This window comes from Maribacter dokdonensis DSW-8 (assembly GCF_001447995.1).
In the GTDB taxonomy this organism is placed as follows: Bacteria; Bacteroidota; Bacteroidia; order Flavobacteriales; family Flavobacteriaceae; genus Maribacter; species Maribacter dokdonensis.
This window is the reverse complement of sequence record NZ_LDPE01000001.1, coordinates 829,797-855,526: the sequence shown is the minus strand read 5'-3', so window position 1 is coordinate 855,526 and position 25,730 is coordinate 829,797. Positions and strand designations below refer to the sequence as shown.

Here is a 25,730-nt window from a genome sequence, read left to right as displayed (position 1 = left end):
AAATTTTCACATTTTTATAAGAGTATTTATTTTTTTATATCTTTGGGATCTCATTTTAATTCAATACGCCTATAACGCAACATTACTTTTTAAGTTAGAATTTAACCATTAGACCCTTATTCTTTTTGAATTTGGGACTGCATTTTAACCCTACAAGTAACGTTATGGTAGTACAAGTTGAAGATTCCCAATTAGTAAAGCAATATATTCAAGGAGACGAAAAAGCTATTGAAGCTTTAATCAATCGTCATAATTCTAGGTTAACAGGATTTATCTATTCTAAAGTAGGTGACCGTGAACTTACCGAAGATATTTTCCAAGATACATTTATGAAGGTTATACGAACCTTAAAAAGAGGTGCCTATAACGAAGAGGGTAAATTTTTACCATGGGTAATGCGTATAGCTCATAACCTTGTTATTGATCATTTTAGAAAGCATAACAGAATGCCAATGTATAATAGCAAGGAAAGCTATAATATCTTTTCATTGTTAGGGGACGATAAATTGAATGCGGAAAAGCAATTGATAAAAGAGCAAATAGATACTGATCTATTGAGAATGATAAAAGAGCTACCGGAGGATCAACAAGAAGTTTTAGAGATGCGTATATATAAAGATATGAGCTTTAAAGAAATTTCCGATAATACGGGTGTGAGTATTAACACTGCGTTAGGAAGAATGCGCTACGCTTTAATAAACCTTAGAAAGCTTGTTGAGGCCAATAATATAGTTTTAACGAATTAATTGGTCTTAGGTCGAGTGGATCTACTATCTTCATCCATGTGTCGTTCTTTAGATGAACCTAAACAACAAATAGCATGGAAAAATTATACACTAAGAACCAGAATAACACTAAAGTAGTAAAAGCTAAACCAGAAACTATTCAGTTTTTACTGTCTTATTCTAAATCTTTAAATGTAACTGAGGCAAAAGGATTGCAGTTCGAAACTAATTTGAACTAAGAACAATCTTACATCATATATAAACCCTTAAGCTAAGCTTAAGGGTTTTTTCATTTCTACTACTTATTTATTATCAAGTTTTGTTTGTTGTAGTATTTATTCTTGTAGGACAAATAATATATTACCTCTTCTTATATATATGTATTCTATTGTATTAGCAATACTTAAGGGCTTTCAGTGAGATTTTTGATTTCTTACAATTTGCCCGCCGAACTATACTAAATACTATTTATTGTATGGAAATATACTTTTTCGATGTTTCACATCAAAAAAACGCGGTTTGACAACATACTTTTTCCTACAGCCCCCCTTTTCTCTAGTTTTATATCAGAAATAAAAAACAAACCAATTAACTAAAAAGATTTTCCCAATCTTAACCAATTAAAGAAAGTAACTCGTATGAAACTACAAATTGAAGACTCAGAATTAGTTAAGGATTATATCAACGGAAACGAAGGTGCCCTTGAAATTTTAATTAACAGACACAATCAGCGTATTACTAGTTTTATCTATTCTAAGGTTTTAGATAGGGATATTACAGAAGATATTTTTCAAGATACTTTTATTAAAGTGATCAAAACTTTAAAAAGAGGTAAGTATAGTGAAGAAGGTAAATTTTTACCTTGGGTAATGAGAATTTCACATAACTTGATCATTGACCACTTTAGAAGAAACAAAAGAATGCCAATGTTTGAAGGCAGCGATGACTTTAATATTTTCTCTGTAATTGGAGATGATAAGTTAAATGCCGAAAAACAACTAATTAAAAATCAAATAGATACTGATCTTAGACAATTGGTAGAAGAATTGCCAGATGATCAAAAAGAGGTTTTGTTAATGCGTATCTATAAGGATATGAGCTTTAAAGAAATCTCAGAAAATACAGGTGTAAGTATCAATACAGCTTTAGGTAGAATGCGTTATGCTCTTATTAACCTTAGAAAAATCATTGAAAAAAACAATATAGTTCTTACGAATTAATAGAGGGTAAAAATTAAATAAACAATATTTCCAAATTTGCTGCGTTATTTTATTGTAACAACGTAGGAAGTATGGAAAAAATTTACTCAGATTACCAAGAACAGACAGGATTTAATAAAGTATGTCCTAAAACAATCAATTTCTTGTTGAGCTATTCACAAGCGCTCTTTGAATTTGAATACGAAGATTTAGAATTCGAAACATTTTTGAATTAATAAAAAACCCGCAGTTAGCGGGTTTTTTTATTTTTATAGTAATCATTTAAAACCGTTTTTCTACCAATGGTCTTGGTGATTATGTCTTTTTCAAGATCCCAGCCTCTAGCGGGTGAATATTCTCTACCATACCAAATAATCTGTAAGTGAAGATCGTTCCAAATTTCTTTTGGAAATAGCCTCTTGGCATCTTTTTCGGTTTGTACTACATTTTTACCATTGGTGAACCCCCACCTATATAGTAGCCTGTGAATATGTGTGTCTACCGGGAAAGCAGGAATTCCAAATGCTTGTGAGATCACTACACTCGCTGTTTTATGGCCAACAGCAGGTAATTCTTCTAAATCTTCAAGATTTTGGGGAACCTCACCATTATGTTTTTCTATTAAAATTTTTGATAATCCGTAAATACCTTTTGCTTTCATTGGCGATAAACCAACGGGTTTAATAATTTCCCTAATTTCATCTATGCTCAGTTTAATCATGTCATAAGGGTTGTCCGCTTTTGCAAAAAGTAAGGGGGTTATTTTATTTACCCTAACGTCTGTACTTTGGGCAGACATTAATACTGCAATTAATAAGGTATAAGGATCTTTATGATCTAAGGGAACAGGAATTTCTGGATATAACTCTTGTAAAGTATCAATTGTAAAAGCTATTTTTTCGGCTTTCGTCATTAAATGTTTAATTTTGATTGAGAATATTTAAACACAAATTTAAAAAATATCATAGATGAATACGTTAAAAGTTGGTGATAAAGTACCATCATTTTCTGCTAAAGATCAAGATGGCAATACTGTTAATTTATCAGATTATAAAGGAAAAAAACTAATAGTATTTTTCTATCCAAAAGCAAGTACACCTGGTTGTACCGCAGAGGCTTGCAATTTACGCGATAATTATGCGGAATTACAATCACAAGGTTATGAACTTTTAGGAGTAAGTGCCGATTCTGAAAAAAGACAAACAAATTTTAGAAACAAATATGAATTTCCTTTTCCGTTATTGGCAGATGAGGACCATACGGTAATCAATGCTTTTGGCGTGTGGGGTTTAAAGAAATTTATGGGTCGCGAATATGATGGTATTCATAGAAAAACCTTTATAATTGATGAAGAGGGGATAGTCACTAAAGTAATAGATAAGGTAAAGACCAAGGACCACGCAGCTCAGTTATTAGATTAATTTTGTAGACTTTTAAAATACTAAAAATGCCCACTATTGTGGGCATTTTTTATTTTTTGGAATCGAAGGTAGAAAACTTATTCAGCTTCTTGATCTTCGGTTTTTCTAGTAAATAATTGTTTTTGTTTTATAATTTCGGCAATACCTTCTGGTAACATTTCTTCCCAGCCATCTTCATTGTTCATCAACTTTTTAAGCACATCTCTAGAGAAAATATGCATAACGTCTGGTTCGTAATCAATGATATCCATAACCTTACCATTGTATTTAAAGAATTTGTACAATTCTTTCATACGAGGGTGAACCTTAACGTTGTTGCTTGTCATGATCTGCCCGGTATCTGGGTTTTTCATTGGATAAAGGTATACCTGTAAATCTTTAAAGAATAGTTTACCAAAAGCCTCAAGTATGCCACCACTTAAGTGACGATAGTACTTTTCATCGAATATGTCTACAAGGTTATTTACACCCATTGTAAGACCAATTCTGTTTTTGGTATAATTGTTAAAGTATTCTACCAATTTATAATACTCCTGGAATTTGGAAATCATTACCGAATGACCAAGTGAACACAGTAATTCTGCCCTGTCCATGAAATCTTGTTCATCAATTTCACCAGAAGCTTTTAAGTTGGAAAGTGTTATTTCAAAAATGACAATAGTGTTATTTTGGTCTACACCTTTATCTCGTATAAAAATATCATAAGACTTCTCGAACATATCTAAATTAACCTTGGTTACGGGTCTAAAACTACCACGTAAAGCCAATATGTTCTTTTTGTAAAGTACGGCCGCAGGTAAAAGGTTGTTACCGTCAGGACCGAACATTACAGCATCTGTCATGTCATTTTTAATAAGTTGTAAACTCATTAAACGGTTATCCACTTCTTTGAAATTTGGACCGGAGAAATTGATCATGTCTATTTCCAATGTATCCTTATCTATATGGTCATATAAATATTTCAACATTTTCTTTGGTTTATGATACTTGTAAAAAGCACCATATATTAAGTTTACACCAAGAATTCCTAGGGTTTCTTGTTGTAGTCTTGCTTCGTTCTGCTTAAAACGAATATGTAATATAATTTCGTCAAATTCTTTTTGCTTAGGGTCTAATTGGTACCTGATCCCAACCCAGCCATGACCTTTATATCGCTTAGAAAAATCAATGGTCGCTACTGTATTCGCATAAGAGAAAAATAATCGGTCAGGGTGATTTTCCCTACTAATTCGCTCTTCCATTAACTGCATTTCGTAATCTAGCATGGTCTTTAACCTCGCTTGGGTTACATAGCGTCCGTCAGATTCTACACCGTAAATAGCATCACTAAAATCTTTGTCATAGGCACTCATTGCCTTTGCAATGGTACCAGATGCACCACCGGATCTAAAGAAATGACGGGCGGTTTCTTGCCCGGCGCCAATTTCTGCAAAAGTTCCGTAGATATCCGGATTTAAATTTATTCTTAAGGTTTTTGCCTTTATAGAAGGAATATTTTCAAAGACACTATCTCTTTTTAATACCGATGCCATTTTGTTAGCTGTTTAACTTTTAACAAAGTTATAAAGAATGGTTGTTACAAAGGGCAATAGCTCCAAAAAAATGGAAGAAGTTTTGGTAATTGTTTTTATTGCCTCTCAATTATGTTAATCTCTTTAATTTCCATCATTAATTTTATTAAAAAGGAATTAAATTTGTAGCACATGACCAATAAATTAAGTGTTACTTTTTTAGGAACGGGGACTTCTCAGGGTATTCCAATTATTGGTAGTACACATCCTGTTTGTTTAAGTAGTAATGAGAAGGATAAAAGACTAAGGGTTTCTGTCTTACTTTCGTGGAAAGAGTTTAACTATGTAATTGATTGCGGTCCAGATTTTAGACAACAAATGCTAAGGCAGCATGTTAATCGTCTAGATGGTATTTTGTACACCCATGAGCACTCTGATCATACGGCTGGTTTAGATGATATTCGCCCATATTTCTTTAGGCAAGGTAATATTCCTTTGTTTGCTCATAGCAGGGTAGTGACCTCATTAAAAAAGCGTTTTGATTATATTTTTGAAGAGAAAAACAAATATCCTGGTGCGCCAACGGTAGATATTAATTTGGTTAAAAATAATGAGCCATTCTCAATTGGGGATACATTAGTAACTCCTATTAATGTTATGCATAACAAGGTGCAGGTATTTGGCTATAGAGTGGGCGACTTTACCTATTTGACCGATGTTAAGACCATAGCCCCAGAAGAATTGGAAAAGATTAAAGGTTCTAAGGTGGTGGTGGTAAACGCACTACGTATTGAACCGCATATTTCTCATTTTAACCTAGAAGAAGCACTTGCCTTTATTGATTTGATTCAACCGGAAAAAGCATATTTAACACACATAAGCCACTTACTTGGTTTTCATGATGAAATAGAAAAATCATTACCGAGTAACGTACATTTGGCTTACGATAATTTAACAATCACCATTTAATTATGAAGAATAAAATATTTCTTTACCTGTTTTTATTTGTATCACTAATATGTCTGTACTTATTTGTCAGTAGTAATAACATAGTGAAAGCAGGGTCTGAGAAAATCTCTAAGTTGGAAAAACAAGTTGAAGTTTTAAAAGATTCAGTACAAACATCATCTTTAAAGGTTTTGGATATGCAGTATTTTTCATTGGAAAACAATGATGATGCCTTGGCTTATTTTGATCACTTGGATTTAGAAAACCCTGCAGGTTATATTGCTGATAAACTATTGGAAACCAATGCGCAAAAAGGTGATAATCCATTAGTTCCGTATGAAGGTATGCAGAACGATTTTAAGATCAATAAAATAAAAGTTCTTAACCATAAATGGATTTTAACCGATTTTTCCGATGGAAAATACTGGGGAGAACTTTTAATTAGATATGAGTTAAAAGATGATCTTGGTGTAGACTTTACACTAGTTGATCACTTGCTTTATACCCGTAGTAATTAAATCTTAGTTGAAATCCATTTTTTTAAAGAATAGAAGTTCTGTGGAGCTACGCCATGCCCGGCAGGGAATTCTTCAAAAACATGTTTTATGTTCAGTTTTTCCAATATTACCGGTGCTTTTCTAGCCCAATCAATAGGGATTACCTGATCCATATCACCATGTGAAGAATAGAAATTTAAATGGTCGAAATTGTTTTCTTTATAAGTTTCAACCAATATATTTTCATTAATGTACCCACTAAGAGCAATAATATTCTTTACTTTTTCAGGGTATGATAGGGCAACGGCATAACTTAGAATGGTGCCTTGACTAAAGCCTAGTAAGTTTACATTTTTTTCATCCAAGCCATAAGTGGAGCAAGCTTCGTCAATGAAATTTTTTATTTTGTCACGAGATGCTATGGCTTGGTCATCATCGCTCCATTTTCCTTTTTCGTTATCAAAATTTATGGCATACCATGCATATCCATAAGGTTGTAAAATATATGGGGCACGTACCGAGATAATACATAATTCCTGTGGCAGTTCCGAGGCAAATGAAAAAAGGTCATCTTCATTACTACCATAGCCATGCAGCATAAATAGTACCGGTGGTTTTTTGTCGGTCAATGAAGAAGGTTTTATAATATGTTCTAAGGATAGGGGAGCTGTTGTCATTTTATTATTGGATAAAGGTGAACCACTTTTGAAAATAAGGACCTACAATAGGCACAATTTGTTCTTTGTTGCTAAGGGCGCCAATAAAGCCGTATACCCATAACACAATGTAACAAAGGTATAAACCATATAATGCATATTGGTTAAACCAAACGCTTGAGAAAATAGCAAATCCGTGGAACATTAAGTGTAGCCCAAAAGCTTGGCGTGTATGTACTCTGGCAAACGTATGTTTTGGTTCATTGTTCATAAATAAAGCGATTATTGCTCCAATTATGGTTAAGTATGCTATTACTGCTATATTTTTTCCAGGTACATCGGTAGATTTCTCCATTACTTATTTAAAATGATTTGATTATTAGAAATGCTTCCAATGACTTTTCCTTTCAAGGTCTTACCTAAAGCTATAGCATTTTTACTAGAGCTGTAAATATGCTCATCAGAGAATTCAAAAGTATCTTCGGTTGTGAATAAGGTTAAATTGGCAGCTTTACCGGTTTCAATTTCAGGTTCATCCAACCCAAATATAGAACGCCCTTTGGTAAGTATTGCTATGGTTTCTTCTACACCAAATATATCATTGAGCGTACCAAATGCACTTTCTAAACCAATGGTTCCAAAATCGGCATTGTCAAATTCTACATGTTTAAGTTCAATGTTCAGGGGTGTATGGTCTGTTGTTACCAAATCAATAGTTCCGTTTTTAACTGCTTTTTGTAATGCTTTAATGTCAGCAGAAGTGCGTAGAGGTGGCATGACCTTAAACTGTGTGTCAAAATTTTCAAGTTCACTGTCTGTAATCGTTAGATTATGCACAGCAACACTGCAGAACACTTGAAGCCCTTTCTTTTTTGCGTCGGCAATTAATTTTACAGAGTTTGCAGAGGATACAGTTGGAATAAACAATTTGCCTCCAGTATATTCAAGAACAAAAAGATCTCTTGCAATTTGTAATTCTTCGGCTAATGTAGGTATGCCTTTTAAGCCTAATTTGGTGCTGGTAATGCCTTCATTGACAATTCCTTTTCCAGAGATGCTTTTATCCAAAGGAAAAGAGAATACCATACCTTCAAAATTTTGAGCATATTGCAGGGCTATCTTTAAAAGGTTGGCATTGCCCATTGGTGCTTTGTAATCATAAAAGCCAAGCGCCCCGGCATTTTTCATGTCATAAATTTCGGCAAGAACTTCTCCTTCTCCTTTTACGGTTAGATTCCCTAGCGGATATAGATTGGTTAGCTGATTTTTGGACGCATTTTTAAGATATACGATATCCGATGCCGAATCTGGAGTCGGATGGCTGCTGGTATTTAAAACTACATCTGTAAATCCACTTTTTGCAGCTGTCAATAATCCGTTTTCTATGGTCTCCCTTTCCTCGTAACCTGGCTCGCCAAAATTTACACCACTATCAAACCAGCCGATGGAAACATGTAGGTTCTTTATATCAATAACCTTTGTTTTGCCACTAGGCTCTATCTTGCTTTCAATGGCGTCTATTATACCATTTTTAATCAGGATATCGCGTTTTTTTAAATGAAGATGATTTGTACTCCCATTTACTATCGTTACTGATTTTAAAAGTATGTTCATAGGGCTACAGAGGGTTCGTTATTAGCTTATTTTAAAAATCTTTGAAGTAAGGTTTCTATTATAACAAATACCAATGCTAAAATAGCAAACCATTTCCAAAACTCGTTTATGGCATTGTTTTTTTGACTTTCTAAAAAGAAATTGGAAATGGATGTACTGCTGTTGTTTTCCGGTAATGGTGAATACAACAACTCACTTTCTTTTCTATTTTCATTAAAACTGATATGTCTAAGAATACTATCTTTATGAACAACTTTATAAATACCGGCATTTTTTGGATTTTTGGCAAAATTGATCTGTACTTTATTAGGTAGTATACGTTGTTGAGGAATAAACTCATTTACGGAACTACTAATTTTAATAATATCGTCTTGTTGCAAGTTTAGTGGTATTTCTACAGAAATATCAGTACCAAGATTGGCATACAACGGTGGAATTTTTAAACTGTTTACTCCCATATTGTAAAAAGACGGAACTATTAACGGGGAATTTATGAAGTTTGAGTTGTTGGCATTTAATGCTGCAGAGAAGAAATAAGCATTAGAATCTCCTACCAAATAAGGGTCTTTGTTTTGAAGCGCTATGGCAACAGGACCTTTGGTACTTATTTTAAAGTGTTCATTAACTTTTGGATATTGAAAATTGGACACCTTTTTATCAAAGACGTTTTGAAATAAGGGATGTCCCGTTTTTATTTCCGATATGGATAATTCCTGGGCTGATGAATTGCCGTATTGTGTGGCATAATGTGCCGATGATAGGTCGTTGTATGAATTGTTGTTGACTTTTACAGCGGGTATAAGTGTAAAGCTACCACCGTTTTTAGTTAAGGTTCTCAATGCTGTTACAAGTGAGCTAGGTAGGTTCTCTATTTCATTTAGAACTACTAAATCTTGGTTTTCAATACTGCTGTAATTTAATTGATCTAGTGTACTATTGGTAAATACAAACTCATCATCTGTATAAATACGTTCTAAGAACCCTGAAGGAGAATTGCCAATAGCCAGTACTTTGATCTTTGGGTTTTTATCAATATTAAAGTAAAATTCATTATCATAGGATAATCCATTATCTGAAATGGTGATCTTACCTAGAATAGCCTCTTTCGCATTCAAAGTAAAACTAACTTCGGTCTTTTTAGAGTCATTGAACTTTGCTGCTGTTTTAGCAACAAGTTTGTCATTGTCAAATAATGACACTGGTATTGATTCTTCTTCTGTATTTGTTGATAAATAGGCTGTTAGCTCAATGTTCTCATTGGTTCTGATACTTATGAAAATAGAATCTAAAGAGGTATTTGCTATGAAGCTACTATATGGTTTTATATATTTAATATGAAGATTATCAATAGAGTCGGTCTTAGAGATGGTACCTAATCTTTGTTGAAAATCAGATATAAGAACTAGGTTTTTTTGAGTTCCGGTGTTCTTACTAAAAAAGGTATTTCCCCTTAATATGATTTCATCGATTTTTAATTGTTCTGAAGAAACATTAATATTCAATAGCTCATTCTGCATTTCACTTATCTCTACATCTTTGAACACCTCTTTGTTAGTAAACAAGGTAAAGCGTGTGTCCGTTGGTACATATTTAATGAAATCTTGAATGGTATTTTGAAAAAGATTTCCGTTTTCAATTTGGGCGTTCATACTAAAAGAATCATCCAAGTAGAACACGGTTTCTTTTTCTTGTAATGCCGTATCGTTTGCAAAGAATGGTTGAGCAAAAGCCAATACCAAGACAGCAATAATCATCATTCTGGTTATAAGCAACAACCATTTTTTTAGAGTGCTGCTTTTTCTAGATTCAGAGACAACTTGTTTTAAGAACTTTACATTTGTAAAGGGTGTTATCTTAAATCTGCGTAATTGAAAAAGGTGAATTAATATAGGAATGAGTAGTAGTAAAAGACCCCAAAGAAGTTCTGGATATTTAAATTGCATTCCTGTTTTTGATTAATGCAAAGATAATTATTTTGAATTTAGAAGTTTGTTAGTTTGCCACTATTATTTTTATGAAGGTCGCTTAACAGAAAAAGAAATAATCTACTGCTGTTTTTTTGTTCAATTCATTATAAAAAGAGGTAATGTTCAGTTGGTCTTCCTCATTGGCTACGGTAATTATGGTTTTACTGTGAGATATTTTGCGTAAAGCAGAGAAATGAACAAGGCGTACACCATAAATGTCCTTACCTATTTTCTTTTCGTTATCACAAACCCAATGAAAAGGTATATTTTTTTTAACCAGTAAATTGGCTATTGTTTTTCCTTTTTTTCCCGCTCCCCAAACTACTAAATTGTTGTTTGTTTTTAATTCCAGCTTTAAGAAGTAATGTAGTTTTATATCTAAAAAGTAGTTTTGCGCATAATGTTCGCTTGTGCGTGATGTTCTAATGTCATAATCTCGCCAATAGTGTAGGGTAGTGGTGCAGGGTAAACATTTTAAGCCCTTTTCATAAAAACGAAATGCCAAGTCATAATCTTCCGGGTATCTATTAGGCTTAAATGCACCGCATGCGTCAAAGTCAGACCTATGTACCATCCAACAAGGGGAGGGAATTACACATTCCTTGTATATTTCCTTAAAATTATCGCCCGTTGCGGTTAGCTTGTTCAACCACTTTTCATAACGGTCATAACCGTTTTTTACTCCTTTTTTTGAAAAATATTTCACTTTTCCTATGGCAAGAGTTTCTTTTCCATGAGTAGCCAGTGATTCCGCCATAATCTTAATACGGTCTTTATCCATGTAGTCATCGGCATCCATCCTAGAAATATAATCACCCTTACTGTGTAGATAAGCTTTTCTTAGGGCCGTTATAATTCCGGCTTCATCATTGTCCAGTATTTTAAACCTAGCGTCTTTAGCTGCAAATGATTTGGCTATTGTTACACTTAAGTCATTAGAGTTGTCATTAACGGCAATTACTTCCCAATTGGTATACGTCTGTTTTTGAATAGAATCTAGACATTCTTCAAAATATTCGGCTACATTTTTAAAGGGAATTAAAATACTTACTAGTGGTTCATGCATTGTGGGAAGGTAATAAATAACTGAAATTCAACCTTTTCATTTTTTTAAAAAGAGCTAATAGTATTTAGATGAAAAATAAATTAGAAAAGGCTTTATTAGAAAAGAAAACCTTTATATATTTGCACCCGCATTCAGGGAATACCTGATGAGGCACTCAGGAGAAATGGCAGAGTGGTCGAATGCGGCAGTCTTGAAAACTGTTGAGGGTCACACCTCCGGGGGTTCGAATCCCTCTTTCTCCGCAGAAAAGCCCCGTAAGCTAATGTTTACGGGGCTTTGTTTTTTTAGGTGTCAATTTAGGTGACAGTGCGATATTTATAAATTGTTTAAATCATTTCGATTTATTGGTTTGAAAAGCTCATCTTCTTTTTCTATTAATGGGTCGTACCAGTCAACTTTGTTCATTGCCCATTTTGCCCAAGATGCTATTTTTTCATTTTTTTCCTGGTCATTTGCTGATGCTTTTAAAGAGGCTTTGATGTAATTTCTCATTCTAATAGAATCTTCCCATCGTTTTGAAGCCATAATAAGTGATTTGAATTGATTAAGTTCCTTACTTCGTTTCTTTTTTAAATCATTTTCATTTTTTTTCTTTAATTCATATTCCTTATGCCAAGCTTCTATTATAATTTTTTCTTGAATTTCTTTTTTTGCCCTTATCTCAAAATAAGCTAAAATGGATGCTAACTTATCTTCAAGTTTGATAACTTTTCCATCGCTCCATTGGTATTTATCTAATTCTTCAATTCTAAGGGATAAAATTCCTGTAGGTTCATAAACTGAATAATACCAGTCGGCGGTAGACTTGACTTTTACCCTTTTTCTAGTTTCTCTAATACAGACGTTGAAAATTCTACCTTCAACGATAATTTTAGTGCCATTATAATTACTATATTTTTCATTAGTTCTTACTTCGACTTTGTGACCACGTTGTCTAAATAGTTTTATTAAGGTATCAGTAAAAATTAAAGATCTAGTTATTAATTCTTTAGTTACATAGATATTGAATATACCTTCAGAGGTGTAAATTAAATTACCATCAAATTCAGAGCTTTTCTTTTTAGGGTTTAAAAGGTCTTTTTTTGCAGCGATTATTAAGTTATCTGCGTTTACTAATCTTTTTGGTACTCTTAAAAATTTTAAAAGGTTTTTTTCTATCTCGTTAGTTAACTCTTTTATTTCTGACATATAGATATTAGGTTATATATACCAAGATGATAAAAAAGTATGACTAGATTGTAACAGACGTCAGTAAATTTAGGTGCTATAAATCCATTCCTGCACCATTAATTCTTAACCAATTTACTTGTTCATCATATTTTGGAAGAACCTTGTCGACTTCGTTCCAAAATGCTTTGGTATGGTTATTATGTATTAAATGAGCTAGTTCATGAACTACAATATAGTTTAGAACATCAATAGGAGCCATTGCGCATTTCCAATGAAAATTAACATTGCCATTTGGTGTACATGATGCCCATCTATTTTGTAACTCCATCACTTTAATTTCATTAGGGGTAACATCTAATTGATTCTTGTAGCGTTCAATTATGGGATAAATTTTATCGTTCAATTTTTTTTTATAAAACTTTACAAATAGTTGTTTTGCTTTGGGCTTTTCGTTTTTGTTTAGGAAGAAGGTATTTCTATAGAATTTGATACCATCTAATTTCTCGTCTACTAATTTCAAACGATAATTTCGACCTAAATATAGAAACGATTGTCCGTTAACGTATTCTCGTTCTACAGCATTTTCATTGAGTTGCTCCCACTCAGCTAGGTTTTTAAAAATCTGGTATTCTTTGGCTTTTAGGATATCTCTTATTTCTTCTTCGCTTAGGGTATTGGGAACACGAGCGGAAACACTACCATCTCTTTCAATAAAGATACTAACCGTTTTTCGTTCACTTTTTTGAAGCGTTATGTCTATTTCAGATACTATCATTTTATTTAATCAACTCTTTATGTCTTCTTTTAGCTAAATTCATGATTTCTACGCTTAATTTAGAATGTAATTTAGAAACTTTTTCAATGCCACTAAAGTCAAGCATATCGTCGAGTTCACCTTGAAGTTTTCTTATTTCAGCAGCTCTTCCTTTCCAGAAATTAGGTTTGTCTATTTCATTTTTTAGAACATTTACTAATTCAATTGTCAAAAGTTTTAGGGCTTCTTTATCACTTGTGGATAGAGATTCATCTTGGAAAGCACTAAAAACTATAAAGTCAAAAAATGGTAATTCTTGCTCATTCAAACCCTCTTCTTCAAACTCACCTTTCCTGCCTTTTTCTAAATCTTCTCGAACCTTTTCAAATTCCTCAACTATTGCATCCCAATTGCCTTGATATCGCTCAATTATCTCTTCTATTCGCTTTAAGAAGCGTTTATACATCGCAGGGTCTTTATTAATATTTACTTTAATATGTCTACGAATTGCATGTTCCATTTCTGATGCTTTCGACTTAGTGTTTTTATCCAACTTATTTACTTCTTTAGCAAAATCTTTGGATAGTAAACTCACTGGGGCAACACGGCTATCTATTCCTAGGGTTTCTAAATGAGCATCTATCATTTTGCGAACTTTAGGTTTTGCCCACTTTAAATCCATACTCGGGTCTTTATATCGATTTTTAATTCGCACAAGTAGGTAGCCAAATCGTTTTGCAGGAATGTAATATTTTCTTGCAGCTTCTGAATTAAATAATAAATCTAAACTATCGAAAAATGATTTTATGTACGTGTCAAATTGAGCTCTAAAGGGAATAGATTCTGCCAATGCAATACAGTTTTCGGCTAGTTGAAATTCTTCATCTTTATTTGTCATTCGTTGTTCTGCGAACATTCTGAAATTTTCAATTCCTTTATCTGTAAATAGCTGTAACATTCTATTATATCGAGCCTCCAATACAGGTATTTCTTTGTTGATATCTCTAAAATACTCTAGTAGTTCTTTGATATCTTCCTCATCTTCTGCTCCCCATATATTAAGCGCGTCCTTTAAATGGTTGGATACTCCAAAATAATCAACTATAATACCGTGTTTTTTATCTTTTTTGGTTCTATTTACTCTAGCTATAGCTTGAAGTAAATCATGTTCGCGAATACTTTTATCCAGATACATAACTTGTGCAACCGGAGCATCAAATCCGGTAAGTAATTTATCGCATACACATAAAAAAGCAACTCCAGTTTCTGGTTTTAGATAATTTCCATTTTCATCTGTACTATAATCAAAGTCTTTTTTAAAGTTATCAACGGCTTTAATTTCCTTTGCATTTTTTCTAGCTGCACTTATAAATGCTTGTTCATTGTTGTCTTGTTTGGTAACTATAGTACCAATTTTTAAAAATTCTATTTTTTTGATTAAATCGATATCTGGTTCTAATTTTGCTTTTTCTAGTTTAATACGTTCTTTTAATGCTTCGTCAATTAAAAATTGATAGCGCGCTGCAGCCATAATAGAACTGCCAACAACCATTGCCTTAAAACCATTAGGCAAAATATCATTTATATAGTGCTTAACTAAATCTTTAGCAATTTTACGTAGTCTATCCATGTTTTCTAAATAGGCTTGCATGGTGCCGTATCTTTTTTGAATTTCTTCTTTTTCTTCTTTTGATTGTTTTTTAAATACATCTTCAAATTCAGAGTCAAAAGCTTCCTTAGATTTAATATTGTCTTTAGTAGTTTTACCTATATAAATGATATCTAGGGTAGCTCTGTCATCAACAGCCTCTCTAATTTTATAAGTGTCTATGAATTCACCAGTACCACCAAAACGTTCGTGTGTTTTTTGCTTATGTCTATCAGTTAATAGTGGAGTGCCGGTAAATGCAATTTTTGCTGCTTGTGGAAAAGCGGTAAAAAGATTGTCACCCATGTCTCCGCCTTGTGTTCGGTGAGCTTCATCAATGAGTATTACAATTCTGTCAGATGTATTTACCACATCAAAAGGTTTAAATTCTGGCACCTTACCTTCTTCAACAAAGGCTTTCATTAATGCTTTAGAATGTTTTAATTCCTCTTGTACAAATTTGTGAACCATTACCATGTTCAAGTTTGAAGCATTTCCACTTAATTTGGGTGCCAAATCTTTACGTGAACTTACAATATTTGCTTCTTTAAACTCATTTGTAAGGCGTGCCGTTGCTGAAAGTTGCTTCTCTAAATCTTTACGATCAACCATCATTATAACCTTGTAATCTTTTAGGTCATCTTGTGAGCGTAACTTACGGACAAAAAACACCATTGTTAAAGATTTTCCCGAGCCTTGAGTATGCCAAACAACACCAGACCGTGTTCTTCCGGTAGTCTCTTTTCGGAGTCTACCTAATATTCTACCTACAGCTCTATACTGTTGATACCTACTAACTATTTTAACTTCTACACCTTCCTTTATCTCCATAAAGAGGGTAAAATGCTGAAGAATATCTAGTAGAATTTCTTTGTTTAAAATTCCTTTTATTAAAACTTCTTGCCGTACTCTAGGGTCGTTTTGTAAACCGTTATTTTGATATCTAGAACTTTCTTCTTCTACATAGTTGGAAATATCTAAATCTTTGTAAACTTCAGGAAATATGTCTTTCCAATTTAAGTAATATTCAAAATCTCCAGTAATTGAACCCACACGTGCTTCTTCGCCATGTGTTGCTATGCTAAACAGATTATAGTGGAACAAACGTTCTTCACCATCAGTAAATCCAAAATCATCGCCACGTGTATTGGCATAGCGCATTATTTGCTCAACAGCACTTGAAATAGGGTCGGCAACATCTACATCTTTACATTCTATCACACAAAATGGCAGACCATTAACAAATAAAACAATATCTGGAATAATCCCTTCTCTAGGACCACCTGGAGTAACTATTCTAAATTGGTTAATAGCAACAAACCTATTGTTGTCCCAATTTTTAAAATCTATGAGTTTTACTAATGGGTTTTCTTCTCCGTTAACTTCATTTTTTGCAACCGTTGTTTTGGTAACACCAATAAGTTTTTCAAAAACTTGTTTGTTGGCTTCTAATAAAGATAGATTGGCTTTTTCGGTAGCAATGGTTTCGTTGTATAGGTCTTCTAATTGCTTATCTGTTAACCATGCAACGCCATCCACTACATTTATTTTTTTAACTGCTTTTTTAAATTCTTGTTTAAGAGTTACCTCTTTGAAACTTGTGCGCAAACTTTTGGAAGGTTCTTGTGGAATTCCATAATTTCCTTGGTCTATAATGTGCCAATTAAGTTCTTTTAGTTTTTCTAAAAATGGTTTTTCTACATTGGAATATTCTGCCATGTTATGCTGTTTTTATTTTGAAATAAAGTTGATAGTCTTTAACCTCGGCAGTGAAAGTTTCATTTACCTCAAAAGTTTCACTTAAATTAAATTTAAAAGGACTTTTAACTCTATAAATACCTTTGTCACTTACTAATGCAAATTCATAAAGTGAATTATTTTCAATCCCGAATTTTTTTTCGGCTCGTGTTAAAACAAATGAATCATCATAAGAAAGTGATTTTACTTCTACATATTTCCAAACACCTTTTTCATCTTCGTAACTTAAATCATATTGCAGGTTATCATTATTATCTGGGGTTGACGAATATTTAGACACCCATTTAACTTTGTCTTCACCGTATTTGTTTTTATAAGATTGGTATGCTTTTAGTTCTGCATTTTTTCCACTTATATTTTTTAGCTCATTAACCTTATTTGAAAATGTCTTTCTTTTTTTTCTTTTTCCTTTATGATTAGAGTTTGCTTTTGGGATAGTTATATCTTTTTTACCTAATTTGCTGTCAATTATAGATAAAGGTTCTTCTTCATTCTCATTATTTTCCTCATCATTTAAGTTGTTACTAGAGGATATACTTTTATTGGAATAGTTTTCTTCTAAATAGGCTTTTATTGACAACTCATTGCCCTTAAAATAAAATAAACTTTTAACTTCATCTTTAATATCATCTAAATCAAATAGATAAGTGTCAAATAAATAATTATATTGATTTTCTATTTTAATAGTTTTTTTATCAAAAGTGCTATCTAATTTAGCAGGTGTGTGTGTTTCTATAAAGTTTGCAAAACGTTTATCGTAATCCACAACTATTCTATATGCGTCAGAATCTTTAAAAAAAGAATGTAAAGGAGTTAGTTTAAATTCATCTAAATATTCTAAAAATTTATATTGTTCTGTAGGTTTTTCGTTTAAAAAACTCCAAATAATATTTTTAATTTCTAATTCTTTAGACTCTCTCAAGTTTCTCATTTTTTCATAATGATAACTTGTTATTCCCTCAGGATAAATTTCTTCTAAAGTAAGGTTTAAACTAGTACACAAATACACCAAAACCTTATAGGTTTCAGAATTGGAGCAATTATTAAAATCGAACTTTAAATACTCATCATTGATTACTATATGTAAATCTCTGTTAATTTGAGTTACCAATTCTTTTTGTTTAATAATCTGAATTGGATAAGTAATATTTTTTAATTTATAGATATTTTTCCAGAACTTTTCTTCTATGGCAGATATGCCAAAATAATTCTTCACTTTTTCTAATTTTTCTGAATCAAAATCTTTGGTGATTAAGTGTAAAGTATCTTTAAGGTCATTCCTTATTAAAAATCTAAAGTCATTTTTTAGCTCTGTTACATTGAATTGAATACTCATTATTTCTGCAAAGGCATCTGAAAACTTAGATTCTTTAATTATGTCGGAAAGCTCCAGATATACGGGTACTTTGATGTGAAAAATGTTGTTAAAAATGATAAATTCAAAATCATCAAGCGTAACTTCTTTTTCATTAGAATAACTATACGTACAGCTTTTAATTAATTTTATGGTGCAGTTTTTTATATGGGATATATTTTGATTAATGGCTTCTTTTGTTGTAATCTCTTTTGGAAGACTTTTACTGTATAATCTATACAATAAAATAGGTGCTTTTAGTTGCTCAAATAAGTTTTGAAAAGTATTATTCAATTTAGAAACTTCTTCTACATCATGTAATTCTATTTTAGAAGCATCAATAATTTGTACGCCCAAAAAACGGTTTACCTTTTCTTGACCACCACGCTTCGGAAAGTCAAAAACTGGTATTGTTTTTTCAATTTTTTCTGGTAGGACACTATTGTTGGAATAAAAAACTTGATTAGCTGGCAATAATACCGAAATACCATTTTTTTTAGCAAAAAGCTTCAAATTATTAGGAATATCTTTTGGTTTAATTGCTTCTATTGAGTTTTGATATTCTAATGCATCTACAATTCTTTTATAAATACCCTGTACACCTCTGTTTTTTATTGTGCTAAATAATGAAGATGTTTTTACTAATGCGTTGTATAACACCAAGGGTTTTAAAAAATCTATATTTTGTTTTGCGCCTAACTTTATTAAAATATTGGTAATTTCAGAAGAATGAAAATTAAGTTCTTTTAATACTTTTAAATCTATACTTACTTCCTCATTAATAAGTGTTTGTAGTTGCTCATTACCATCTTCTAAAACATATACTCCAAATTTGCTAGACTTTAAAAATTGATATTTGATGTATGAAATACTTGTTATCAAAGTATAACTGCTCTGTACATATTTCCAGATATATTTTATTTCTTGTTGCGCTATTTGTGTTTTAATAAGGTCGTCTTTTAGCGTTAGTACTAATTGACGTGTCTCATCCATTAATAAAATATCTTTTATGTTTTCTATATGAGGTACAATGGTGTCTTTCCCTAACCTGTCTATTTTAAAATTTGCTGGCTCTACTGGACTCTGATGTTTAAAAATGAAATTAAAATATTCAGTTTCATTCCAATTTTTGTCTAACTTTTTTGCTCCTATTTTTGCATATTTATTTACGCCTAGCCATAAAAAGAAACGCTCTATTTCATCTTTATTTTCTTCCTGTAAGTTCCAATAAGGTATGGTTTTAAGATAGTTGCCGTTTGTATAGAGGTCTTTATATAACCACTCTACCAACTCGCCATCTGGATAGGACTCTCCCAAAAATAGAGTGTTAGCTGGTACTACTTGTCCACTTTTTGAAATTAAAGAAACCTCTAATTTTAAAGTATCTAATTGGTTGTTTAAATGCTTAAAATTTTGAAAAAGAGCACCAACCATTTCTTTAATTAATTGGTGTTTTTCTAAAATATTATGCTCATTATCTAAAGCTCTATTTATACCGTTTACAATTCTAATTATAATACTATTACTATCATACGGCTGAACATTAACTACTTCTTTAACCGCATTTTGAAATTCTCTAGATGCTTGGTTTTTAGAGTCGAACCGGTCTTCTAACTTTCTAAATAATAATTGATATAATGCCGTGTTGATAAAATCAATTTTCACAGATTTTGGTATAACAAACTTATCGTTAGATTGTACCATTGGTGTAAAAGCAACTGTATCTTTATGTATTACATCAGTAGTGTATTCATTATTTATTAATATCGAGAAGCGTTCTTGTTTATAGGTCCTTCTTCCGCAGGTAATTAATTGATAAATAAGTTCTGCTCTTTGTGCCAAAGTAATATTAGCATTTGATAGGCTATCAATTTTTTGAACTAAATAATCATTTTCATAATGCTTAGGCAAGAAGTAATTGAATTCTGATTTATCACTAGGTAGAATTAAATTAGGTAAAACATTAGGGAAATTCTTTTTAAAAAATAAATTAAAATCATTGTTGTAAAACTTATAGTCTTTGTAAACAATATAAGCTTCATTTATTGTAGGAATGATTTTCTCTTTTTTTCTAATTTCTTCTAAATCTGTATATAATTGTTTTACTAAGCTAGAATCTGAAGCTTCATTAAGTGGTTTTAATAACTGAAAGGGTTTCCAGCTTATATTTTCTTTTGATAACATAAGTGCACACTTACCTAAGAAAACTGCTATTTCTTTAAATATTTGTTTATTGTTATCTGATGGATTTAAGTAATCTCTAGATGCATTTAAATCAAAAGTTCCGTGTATAATGCAAGGTAGGGAAACAGAAATCTTGGTTGGAAAAAAGTTGAATAACTTATAATAGGAGTCTGATAGGTCATTCTGAAAGGCAACTTTTACCTTATACTTTTTAAAAATATTCTCTTCACCATTAGTAACTTTCTGAGGTATAAGACCATCTTTAGTAAAAACACGCCAGGTTTTATTGTTTATTTTTATTTCTGTCCAATGTTCATGGGTGACTTTGGTACTTTTAAAGCTTGAGAATACTCCGTTGACAATTAATTCTATTTCTTCAATATTGTTTAAGAACAGTAAAAGCTCTTCACTAATTTGGTCTATAACAGTCTTAATTTTTTCTTCTACATCTGCTTCATTGGTGTATAGAATTTCTATAACCGTTTGCCAATCGTCTTCTCTTTTATGTGATAGTAATTTTGGAACAGCTAATACAGGAAATGGAATAGTACCATTTAAAACTTTAGCTTGAGTTTTAATTACTTGTTTTTGGTCTTCTGTTAATTTTAATTTAGAATCAAAAATTGACGTGGCTATACTATCTGAAAAACTAATTTTACAATCATTGGCATAAATATTAATACGTTCTGCCCAAGTTAGCAACGACCTAAAGCCTAATCCTTTATTACCTATGTAATCTTCTTTAGTTTTAGGGCTACTATGGCTACGCATTAAAGATTCTATGCCTTCAAAAGAAAAAGCTTCTCCATAATTAGAGATTGCTAACTTTTTTTCGTTTTTATCCCATTCAATTCTTACCTTTTTAGACTTGGTATCATCTACGTTTTGAAGCATTTCTAAAAGTTGCCTACCATCGTATTCTTCTTTAATACTATTTTCTATGGTATAATCGCGTGCAATAGATTTAGGGTTGTTGCTATAATAATGCAATCGTTCGTTAATTAACCCTTGTATATTTTCTAAATAACTCATTATCTTTTTAATCTACACTCACGGCAACCTTACCCGTTAACAAATCTTGCAACAAACCTGCTTTTAATTGTTGGTATTTGGCTAAGACTTGTTGCTCGGTTTGGATTTTTGTATTAACTGATTCTAACTTTTCTGCTATCAAGTTTTGCTCTTTACGTTCTGGAAAAGCTAATTTTAAAGACCTCAAATTCGGGTTATTTAATAATTTTGTTGCTGAACTTGTAGATACAGCTGCTATTTGTCTTTGGAATGTGTCTGTATTCATAAAATAGTTGATAAAAAAACTATTATATTTTTTATCAAATCGAATTAAAAACATATTTGGTGCAATTATCGCAGGATAATTAACCCTAGGCATCCTACATACATATCCTGTATATTCACCTACACAAGCTATTAATATATCACCTTCAATTAGTTTTGATTTCTTTAGAAAATTAAACCCTTTTTTATCAAGATATACTCCATCTTTAGATAAATTATGTCTTAAATCTGTAAGTCTAATTAACCTAGCATACTTAAACTCATAGTAATATTTAACATTAGCAGTTAGAGTTTCAAAACTTCCACTTGCTTTAAAATCTAAAACATCACTAACCATTTCATTTAATTGTTCAACCTCCCACTCCCTAGGAATCAATCCCAAAGCACTTTCTTTATACAATTCTGGTTCGTCTTGTGATTTTGGGCGTAGTTTACCTGTGTTTACATCTATACCACGGGTAAACAAATCGTGCATTAAACCTTGTTTTATGGCTTGGTATTTGGCAATAGCGCTTTCGGTTTTTTCTATAACCGTATCTACTGTAGATAGGATTTTGGCTATTTTTTTTTGTTGTGGTAGATTATCGGGAAATGATATAACTAAGTTTGATATTGTTTTTACAGTTAATTGAGGCTGAGCACTTCCTGAAGAAATTATTTCTATTTGTTTACAAATACTTTGAGACCTAAAAGCGTAATATAAAAACTCATTAGATATTCTTTTGTTATTGTTTCTTAAAATAACCATTCCTGAATTAATTCTAATATGCTCAAAATTCACCGAATCATTAAAAAAACCAAAATTACCAATGGTTCCTCTTGTAGTTAAAATAAAATCATTCTTAACTAATTTACCATTTCTTAGTAGTTTATCTCTTTTTTTATCTATGAATTGAGTTGTTTCAAACTTCAAACCATTCTTTGTAACATTTTTAGCATTAAGAAATAGACAAAATCCTTTTGAAAATAGGTTTCCTTCTGAAGGGTAATTACTACCCCTATCTCCGTCAATTATAACAATATTTAAATTTTCAATAGTTTCATTAATCATAACCCAATTCCATTAAAAAGTTGTTTAATTGGTTAGCCGCTTGCTCTCTACTATCTAAAATACTAACCAATGTATTTTGGTATTTGGTGTAGCGTGTTTCTAGCTCGGTAATTAAAGCACGTTCGTAACGGTTGACGTAATCCATTACGGTGTTGTGTAATACGTCTTTAAAACGTGTAAGTATTAAGGCTTTGGCTTCTTCTGGTGTTATTTTTTCGCGTGCTTTGGCAACCAAGTCTTCTTTTTTGGCTTTTATTTCGGCAATGGTGGCTTTGCAGGTTTTTAGCTCGTTTGTAAGCGCTGTGTGGCGAGATAGTTTAGCCATAATTACGCCTGTCTGAAATGATAGTGGATTATTTCTAGGTTCTAAATCGACGATTTTTGAAACTAATTTATCTAACTCACCGGAATATCCTAATCCATAATTATTTAAATCGTTAATCTTACTTTCTATATCTGCAATTAATTCATTTTGTTGCTTTTCTAATTCTCTGTTTTTTTCTTTTTTGGCTATTTTTAACTGATTTTTAGCGGTTTTTAAGTCACTTTTAAATGCTTTTTCAAATTCTTTCGCATTTGCTTTATAACGTTTTTCCAACGCTTTCAGATTCTTATTATTTTCCCTTATTTCAGCTTTTAATTCTTTTAATTCTTTTTTGTAATCATTTAAAATTTCCTTTGGAAATACTTCATAATTATCTTCGTCAAACTCGTCGTCGCCTAGTTCATCAACTTCGTTAAATAAGGCTTCTAACTCGTCGCGTCTGGCTTCGTTTGTGGCTAATTCTTCTAATACTTCTGGAAATTGGGATTGTAATATTTCGTCTGCAGGAATTAATTCGGCATTCCAACCACTAGCTGCAATGGATTTTAAATCGGTTTCTAAAACATCCCAATAGGCAGCAAATGCGCCTCTACTTTTATGTAAGTCTAAAATCCCTAAGGCACTAAAATCGTTAGCAATACTCACAGAGAAGTCACGGTATAAGTCATACACATTTTTCTGTTCTGGTAAGGCTTCTAGCTTGGGTATATTGTTGGTCCACCATTGGTTAATACCGTTAGTATATTGTTCTCTTTTTTGGGCAATATCATCATGCGCTAAAACAATGGTTTTTATTTGTTCTTTAGCTTCAATACCATCTACCAATATATCATAACCTATTTTTGGTGACTTATGATAAATGGCAGTTCGTAAGTGTATGTAATTATCCCAAAAATTCTGTAAGGCATCTACTTCTACTGTTGGTATGCCACCATGTAAATGCGCATTTACATCTTGCGGTTCGGCAGGTGGGCTGTTATCTACATATCTTCTAATATTAAAGTTGTAGTCTTCTTTATCTAAATCTTCTTTGGATATATTTCTAGCATAGCCTTCTAAATTCTCCTTATTTTTATAGATGTAGCTTATTTTGGCAATATCTTCTGGACGCAGTTTGTTTTGGTTTTTGCCTTCTTTGTATTCTCTATCGGCATTAATAAACAAGACGTTGTTACGTTGTGCAGCTCCCTTTTTATTAATGATTAATACAGAAGCGGGAATGCCTGTACCATAAAACAAACCAGATGGCAAACCAACCACAGCTTCTAATAAACCACGGTCTACCAACCATTGACGCATGCTTTTTTCTTCGCTACCTCTAAACAACACCCCATGTGGCATTACTACAGCCATACGACCATTGTCTTTTAACACAGATACCATATGTTGCACAAACATAAAGTCGGCTTTTTTCTTTTTTGGCATCCAGTAATGGAAGCGATCACGGAACTTTTTAATGTCGCTATAATTAGCTGAAAACGGCGGATTGGCAATTACAATATCAAAACGTTTTAACTCTCCGTTTTCTACGTGTAAAGGATTTGCAATGGTATCGCCTTGAAGAATTTCGGCATCAAAAATATCATGAAACAGCATATTCATTTTACACAAAGACCAAGTGGTTCCGCTTAACTCTTGACCTGCAAAACTTAAACGAGAAGCATCTCCATAACGTGCTTCTACATAGTTTTTGTTTTCAATAAGCATACCACCAGAACCACAGGTTGGGTCGTAAATTGACGATTCTTCTTCAGGTTCTAGAAGCGTTACTAAAAGTTTTACAACTTCATTTGGCGTGTAGAATTCGCCACCTTTTTTACCAGCGCTATCGGCAAAATATTTTATTAAATACTCGTAGGCAGTACCTAAAAGGTCTGGGAACTCAAAACGGTCGTCTGTAAGTGTTACTTTATCAAAATGTGTAATAAACTCTATTAATTTTTCATCACTTAAAGCATTTTTATTTTTACCAATGGTTCTGTTAAAGTTTACATTGGTTAATACACCAGATAATTTATCAGGATTTTCTTCTTCTAAAGCTTCTAAAGCTTTGTTTAAATGATCGCCAACATCTTTTTTAAGGTGTAAAATACCATCGTTAACCTCTTGTTCTGCTTCGTTAGTGGTTTTGTAATTCCAGCGTGCACGAGTTGGTACATAGTATTGGTAAGCATTGGCGCGCTCTAGAGCTTCGGTTATTTTTTCTTCAGAAAGTCCTTTGGCTTGTAATTCCTTTAAACGAGCCGCACGATCTTGCTCGTACTTATCGCTTAATCGTTTTAAGAATAGCATTCCGAAAATGTATTCTTTAAACTCTGAGGCATCCATGTTACCTCTTAAAATATCGCAGGCATCCATAAGGAAGCCTTCTAGCCATGACAGCGTTAGTTTTTTGTTCATTTTCTAATAAAAGTTTACATAGCAAAATACAGTAATATCATACAAAAACACCAATTTGTAGGAAGTAATTATAAGCTATTTATCAAACAATAGAATTAATATATTTTTCTAGGAGATTGTTTTAATAAATACAAAGTACTAAGCTGAAACTATTTATTTTAAAATCTTTACGGCTTTCCGTAATTA

General features: G+C 32.2%; 20 protein-coding genes and 1 tRNA gene. 8 read left to right on the top strand and 13 right to left on the bottom strand.

All coding sequences use genetic code 11. The annotated features are described in order from the left end of the window. The first annotated feature begins 164 nt into the window (after positions 1 to 164). From I600_RS03890 to I600_RS19280, 4 genes are all read left to right on the top strand, one after another. Positions 165 to 746 (top strand): RNA polymerase sigma factor, encoded by a 582-nt coding sequence (locus I600_RS03890; RefSeq protein ID WP_058103182.1) that lies wholly within the window; start codon positions 165 to 167, stop codon positions 744 to 746. A 74-nt stretch (positions 747 to 820) separates the two neighbouring features. Further along, positions 821 to 964 carry a hypothetical protein gene (locus tag I600_RS19285; protein ID WP_167342518.1) on the top strand — a complete coding sequence of 48 codons (144 nt, stop codon included), beginning with the start codon at positions 821 to 823 and terminating at the stop codon, positions 962 to 964. Positions 965 to 1,363: 399 nt separating this feature from the next. Continuing rightward, entirely contained in the window at positions 1,364 to 1,945 is a 582-nt protein-coding gene (locus I600_RS03885) for an RNA polymerase sigma factor (protein ID WP_058103181.1), read from the top strand. Positions 1,946 to 2,016: 71 nt separating this feature from the next. Continuing rightward, positions 2,017 to 2,160: a hypothetical protein gene (locus tag I600_RS19280; protein WP_167342516.1), complete on the top strand. Its 144-nt coding sequence runs from the start codon at positions 2,017 to 2,019 to the stop codon at positions 2,158 to 2,160. A gap of 14 nt (positions 2,161 to 2,174) precedes the next feature. On the opposite strand, the gene I600_RS03880 is transcribed toward I600_RS19280, so the two are convergent. Next, positions 2,175 to 2,837, bottom strand: a complete 663-nt coding sequence (locus tag I600_RS03880; protein WP_058103180.1) for an endonuclease III domain-containing protein — start codon at positions 2,835 to 2,837, stop codon at positions 2,175 to 2,177. A 55-nt stretch (positions 2,838 to 2,892) separates the two neighbouring features. Between I600_RS03880 and bcp the strand changes: the two genes are divergently transcribed. Beyond that, positions 2,893 to 3,345, top strand: a complete 453-nt coding sequence (gene bcp / locus I600_RS03875) for a thioredoxin-dependent thiol peroxidase (RefSeq protein ID WP_058103179.1) — start codon at positions 2,893 to 2,895, stop codon at positions 3,343 to 3,345. Positions 3,346 to 3,422: 77 nt separating this feature from the next. Here the strand turns inward: bcp and I600_RS03870 are convergent, their stop codons facing one another. Continuing rightward, positions 3,423 to 4,877: a hypothetical protein gene (locus tag I600_RS03870; protein WP_058103178.1), complete on the bottom strand. Its 1,455-nt coding sequence runs from the start codon at positions 4,875 to 4,877 to the stop codon at positions 3,423 to 3,425. A 171-nt stretch (positions 4,878 to 5,048) separates the two neighbouring features. Here I600_RS03870 and I600_RS03865 point away from each other — a divergent pair, with 171 nt between their 5' ends. After that, the gene (locus I600_RS03865) at positions 5,049 to 5,825 is read left to right on the top strand and encodes an MBL fold metallo-hydrolase (protein WP_058103177.1); all 777 of its coding nucleotides are present in this window, start codon (positions 5,049 to 5,051) and stop codon (positions 5,823 to 5,825) included. 2 nt (positions 5,826 to 5,827) lie between these two features. After that, entirely contained in the window at positions 5,828 to 6,322 is a 495-nt protein-coding gene (locus tag I600_RS03860) for a hypothetical protein (protein WP_058103176.1), read from the top strand. Here I600_RS03860 and I600_RS03855 read toward each other — a convergent pair. From I600_RS03855 to I600_RS03835, 5 genes are all read right to left on the bottom strand, one after another. Beyond that, entirely contained in the window at positions 6,319 to 6,978 is a 660-nt protein-coding gene (locus I600_RS03855; RefSeq protein WP_058103175.1) for an alpha/beta hydrolase, read from the bottom strand. The genes I600_RS03860 and I600_RS03855 overlap by 4 nt on opposite strands. A gap of 4 nt (positions 6,979 to 6,982) precedes the next feature. Then, positions 6,983 to 7,312, bottom strand: a complete 330-nt coding sequence (locus tag I600_RS03850; RefSeq protein ID WP_058103174.1) for a hypothetical protein — start codon at positions 7,310 to 7,312, stop codon at positions 6,983 to 6,985. Next, positions 7,312 to 8,571 (bottom strand): dihydroorotase, encoded by a 1,260-nt coding sequence (locus I600_RS03845; RefSeq protein ID WP_058103173.1) that lies wholly within the window; start codon positions 8,569 to 8,571, stop codon positions 7,312 to 7,314. The genes I600_RS03850 and I600_RS03845 overlap by 1 nt, the downstream gene beginning before the upstream one ends. A 26-nt stretch (positions 8,572 to 8,597) precedes the next feature. Continuing rightward, a complete protein-coding gene (locus I600_RS03840) occupies positions 8,598 to 10,514 on the bottom strand; it encodes a BatA domain-containing protein (protein ID WP_058103172.1) in 1,917 nt (638 codons plus the stop codon). 82 nt (positions 10,515 to 10,596) lie between these two features. Beyond that, positions 10,597 to 11,604, bottom strand: a complete 1,008-nt coding sequence (locus tag I600_RS03835; protein WP_058103171.1) for a glycosyltransferase family 2 protein — start codon at positions 11,602 to 11,604, stop codon at positions 10,597 to 10,599. Positions 11,605 to 11,761: 157 nt separating this feature from the next. Here I600_RS03835 and I600_RS03830 point away from each other — a divergent pair. After that, positions 11,762 to 11,846, top strand: a tRNA-Ser gene (locus tag I600_RS03830). A 73-nt stretch (positions 11,847 to 11,919) separates the two neighbouring features. Here the strand turns inward: I600_RS03830 and I600_RS03825 are convergent. The 6 genes from I600_RS03825 to I600_RS03800 form a co-directional block, all read right to left on the bottom strand. Beyond that, complete coding sequence (locus tag I600_RS03825; RefSeq protein WP_058103170.1) at positions 11,920 to 12,792, bottom strand: hypothetical protein; 873 nt, start codon at positions 12,790 to 12,792, stop codon at positions 11,920 to 11,922. A gap of 76 nt (positions 12,793 to 12,868) precedes the next feature. Beyond that, complete coding sequence (locus I600_RS03820; RefSeq protein ID WP_058103169.1) at positions 12,869 to 13,549, bottom strand: M48 family metallopeptidase; 681 nt, start codon at positions 13,547 to 13,549, stop codon at positions 12,869 to 12,871. 1 nt (position 13,550) lies between these two features. Beyond that, complete coding sequence (locus I600_RS03815; RefSeq protein ID WP_058103168.1) at positions 13,551 to 16,895, bottom strand: type I restriction endonuclease subunit R; 3,345 nt, start codon at positions 16,893 to 16,895, stop codon at positions 13,551 to 13,553. A gap of 1 nt (position 16,896) precedes the next feature. Beyond that, positions 16,897 to 21,504 carry a sacsin N-terminal ATP-binding-like domain-containing protein gene (locus tag I600_RS03810; RefSeq protein WP_058103167.1) on the bottom strand — a complete coding sequence of 1,536 codons (4,608 nt, stop codon included), beginning with the start codon at positions 21,502 to 21,504 and terminating at the stop codon, positions 16,897 to 16,899. 7 nt (positions 21,505 to 21,511) lie between these two features. Next, positions 21,512 to 22,819 (bottom strand): restriction endonuclease subunit S, encoded by a 1,308-nt coding sequence (locus I600_RS03805; RefSeq protein WP_058103166.1) that lies wholly within the window; start codon positions 22,817 to 22,819, stop codon positions 21,512 to 21,514. Beyond that, positions 22,812 to 25,544: a type I restriction-modification system subunit M gene (locus tag I600_RS03800; RefSeq protein ID WP_245188837.1), complete on the bottom strand. Its 2,733-nt coding sequence runs from the start codon at positions 25,542 to 25,544 to the stop codon at positions 22,812 to 22,814. The genes I600_RS03805 and I600_RS03800 overlap by 8 nt, the downstream gene beginning before the upstream one ends. Positions 25,545 to 25,730: the final 186 nt, after the last annotated feature.

Coding starts and splice junctions, on each gene's coding strand:
- I600_RS03890 (WP_058103182.1), top strand. CDS start 165: ATGGTAGTACAAGTTGAAGATTCCCAATTAGTAAAGCAATATATTCAA.
- I600_RS19285 (WP_167342518.1), top strand. CDS start 821: ATGGAAAAATTATACACTAAGAACCAGAATAACACTAAAGTAGTAAAA.
- I600_RS03885 (WP_058103181.1), top strand. CDS start 1,364: ATGAAACTACAAATTGAAGACTCAGAATTAGTTAAGGATTATATCAAC.
- I600_RS19280 (WP_167342516.1), top strand. CDS start 2,017: ATGGAAAAAATTTACTCAGATTACCAAGAACAGACAGGATTTAATAAA.
- I600_RS03880 (WP_058103180.1), bottom strand. CDS start 2,837: ATGACGAAAGCCGAAAAAATAGCTTTTACAATTGATACTTTACAAGAG.
- bcp (WP_058103179.1), top strand. CDS start 2,893: ATGAATACGTTAAAAGTTGGTGATAAAGTACCATCATTTTCTGCTAAA.
- I600_RS03870 (WP_058103178.1), bottom strand. CDS start 4,877: ATGGCATCGGTATTAAAAAGAGATAGTGTCTTTGAAAATATTCCTTCT.
- I600_RS03865 (WP_058103177.1), top strand. CDS start 5,049: ATGACCAATAAATTAAGTGTTACTTTTTTAGGAACGGGGACTTCTCAG.
- I600_RS03860 (WP_058103176.1), top strand. CDS start 5,828: ATGAAGAATAAAATATTTCTTTACCTGTTTTTATTTGTATCACTAATA.
- I600_RS03855 (WP_058103175.1), bottom strand. CDS start 6,978: ATGACAACAGCTCCCCTATCCTTAGAACATATTATAAAACCTTCTTCA.
- I600_RS03850 (WP_058103174.1), bottom strand. CDS start 7,312: ATGGAGAAATCTACCGATGTACCTGGAAAAAATATAGCAGTAATAGCA.
- I600_RS03845 (WP_058103173.1), bottom strand. CDS start 8,571: ATGAACATACTTTTAAAATCAGTAACGATAGTAAATGGGAGTACAAAT.
- I600_RS03840 (WP_058103172.1), bottom strand. CDS start 10,514: ATGCAATTTAAATATCCAGAACTTCTTTGGGGTCTTTTACTACTACTC.
- I600_RS03835 (WP_058103171.1), bottom strand. CDS start 11,604: ATGCATGAACCACTAGTAAGTATTTTAATTCCCTTTAAAAATGTAGCC.
- I600_RS03825 (WP_058103170.1), bottom strand. CDS start 12,792: ATGTCAGAAATAAAAGAGTTAACTAACGAGATAGAAAAAAACCTTTTA.
- I600_RS03820 (WP_058103169.1), bottom strand. CDS start 13,549: ATGATAGTATCTGAAATAGACATAACGCTTCAAAAAAGTGAACGAAAA.
- I600_RS03815 (WP_058103168.1), bottom strand. CDS start 16,895: ATGGCAGAATATTCCAATGTAGAAAAACCATTTTTAGAAAAACTAAAA.
- I600_RS03810 (WP_058103167.1), bottom strand. CDS start 21,504: ATGAGTTATTTAGAAAATATACAAGGGTTAATTAACGAACGATTGCAT.
- I600_RS03805 (WP_058103166.1), bottom strand. CDS start 22,819: ATGATTAATGAAACTATTGAAAATTTAAATATTGTTATAATTGACGGA.
- I600_RS03800 (WP_245188837.1), bottom strand. CDS start 25,544: ATGAACAAAAAACTAACGCTGTCATGGCTAGAAGGCTTCCTTATGGAT.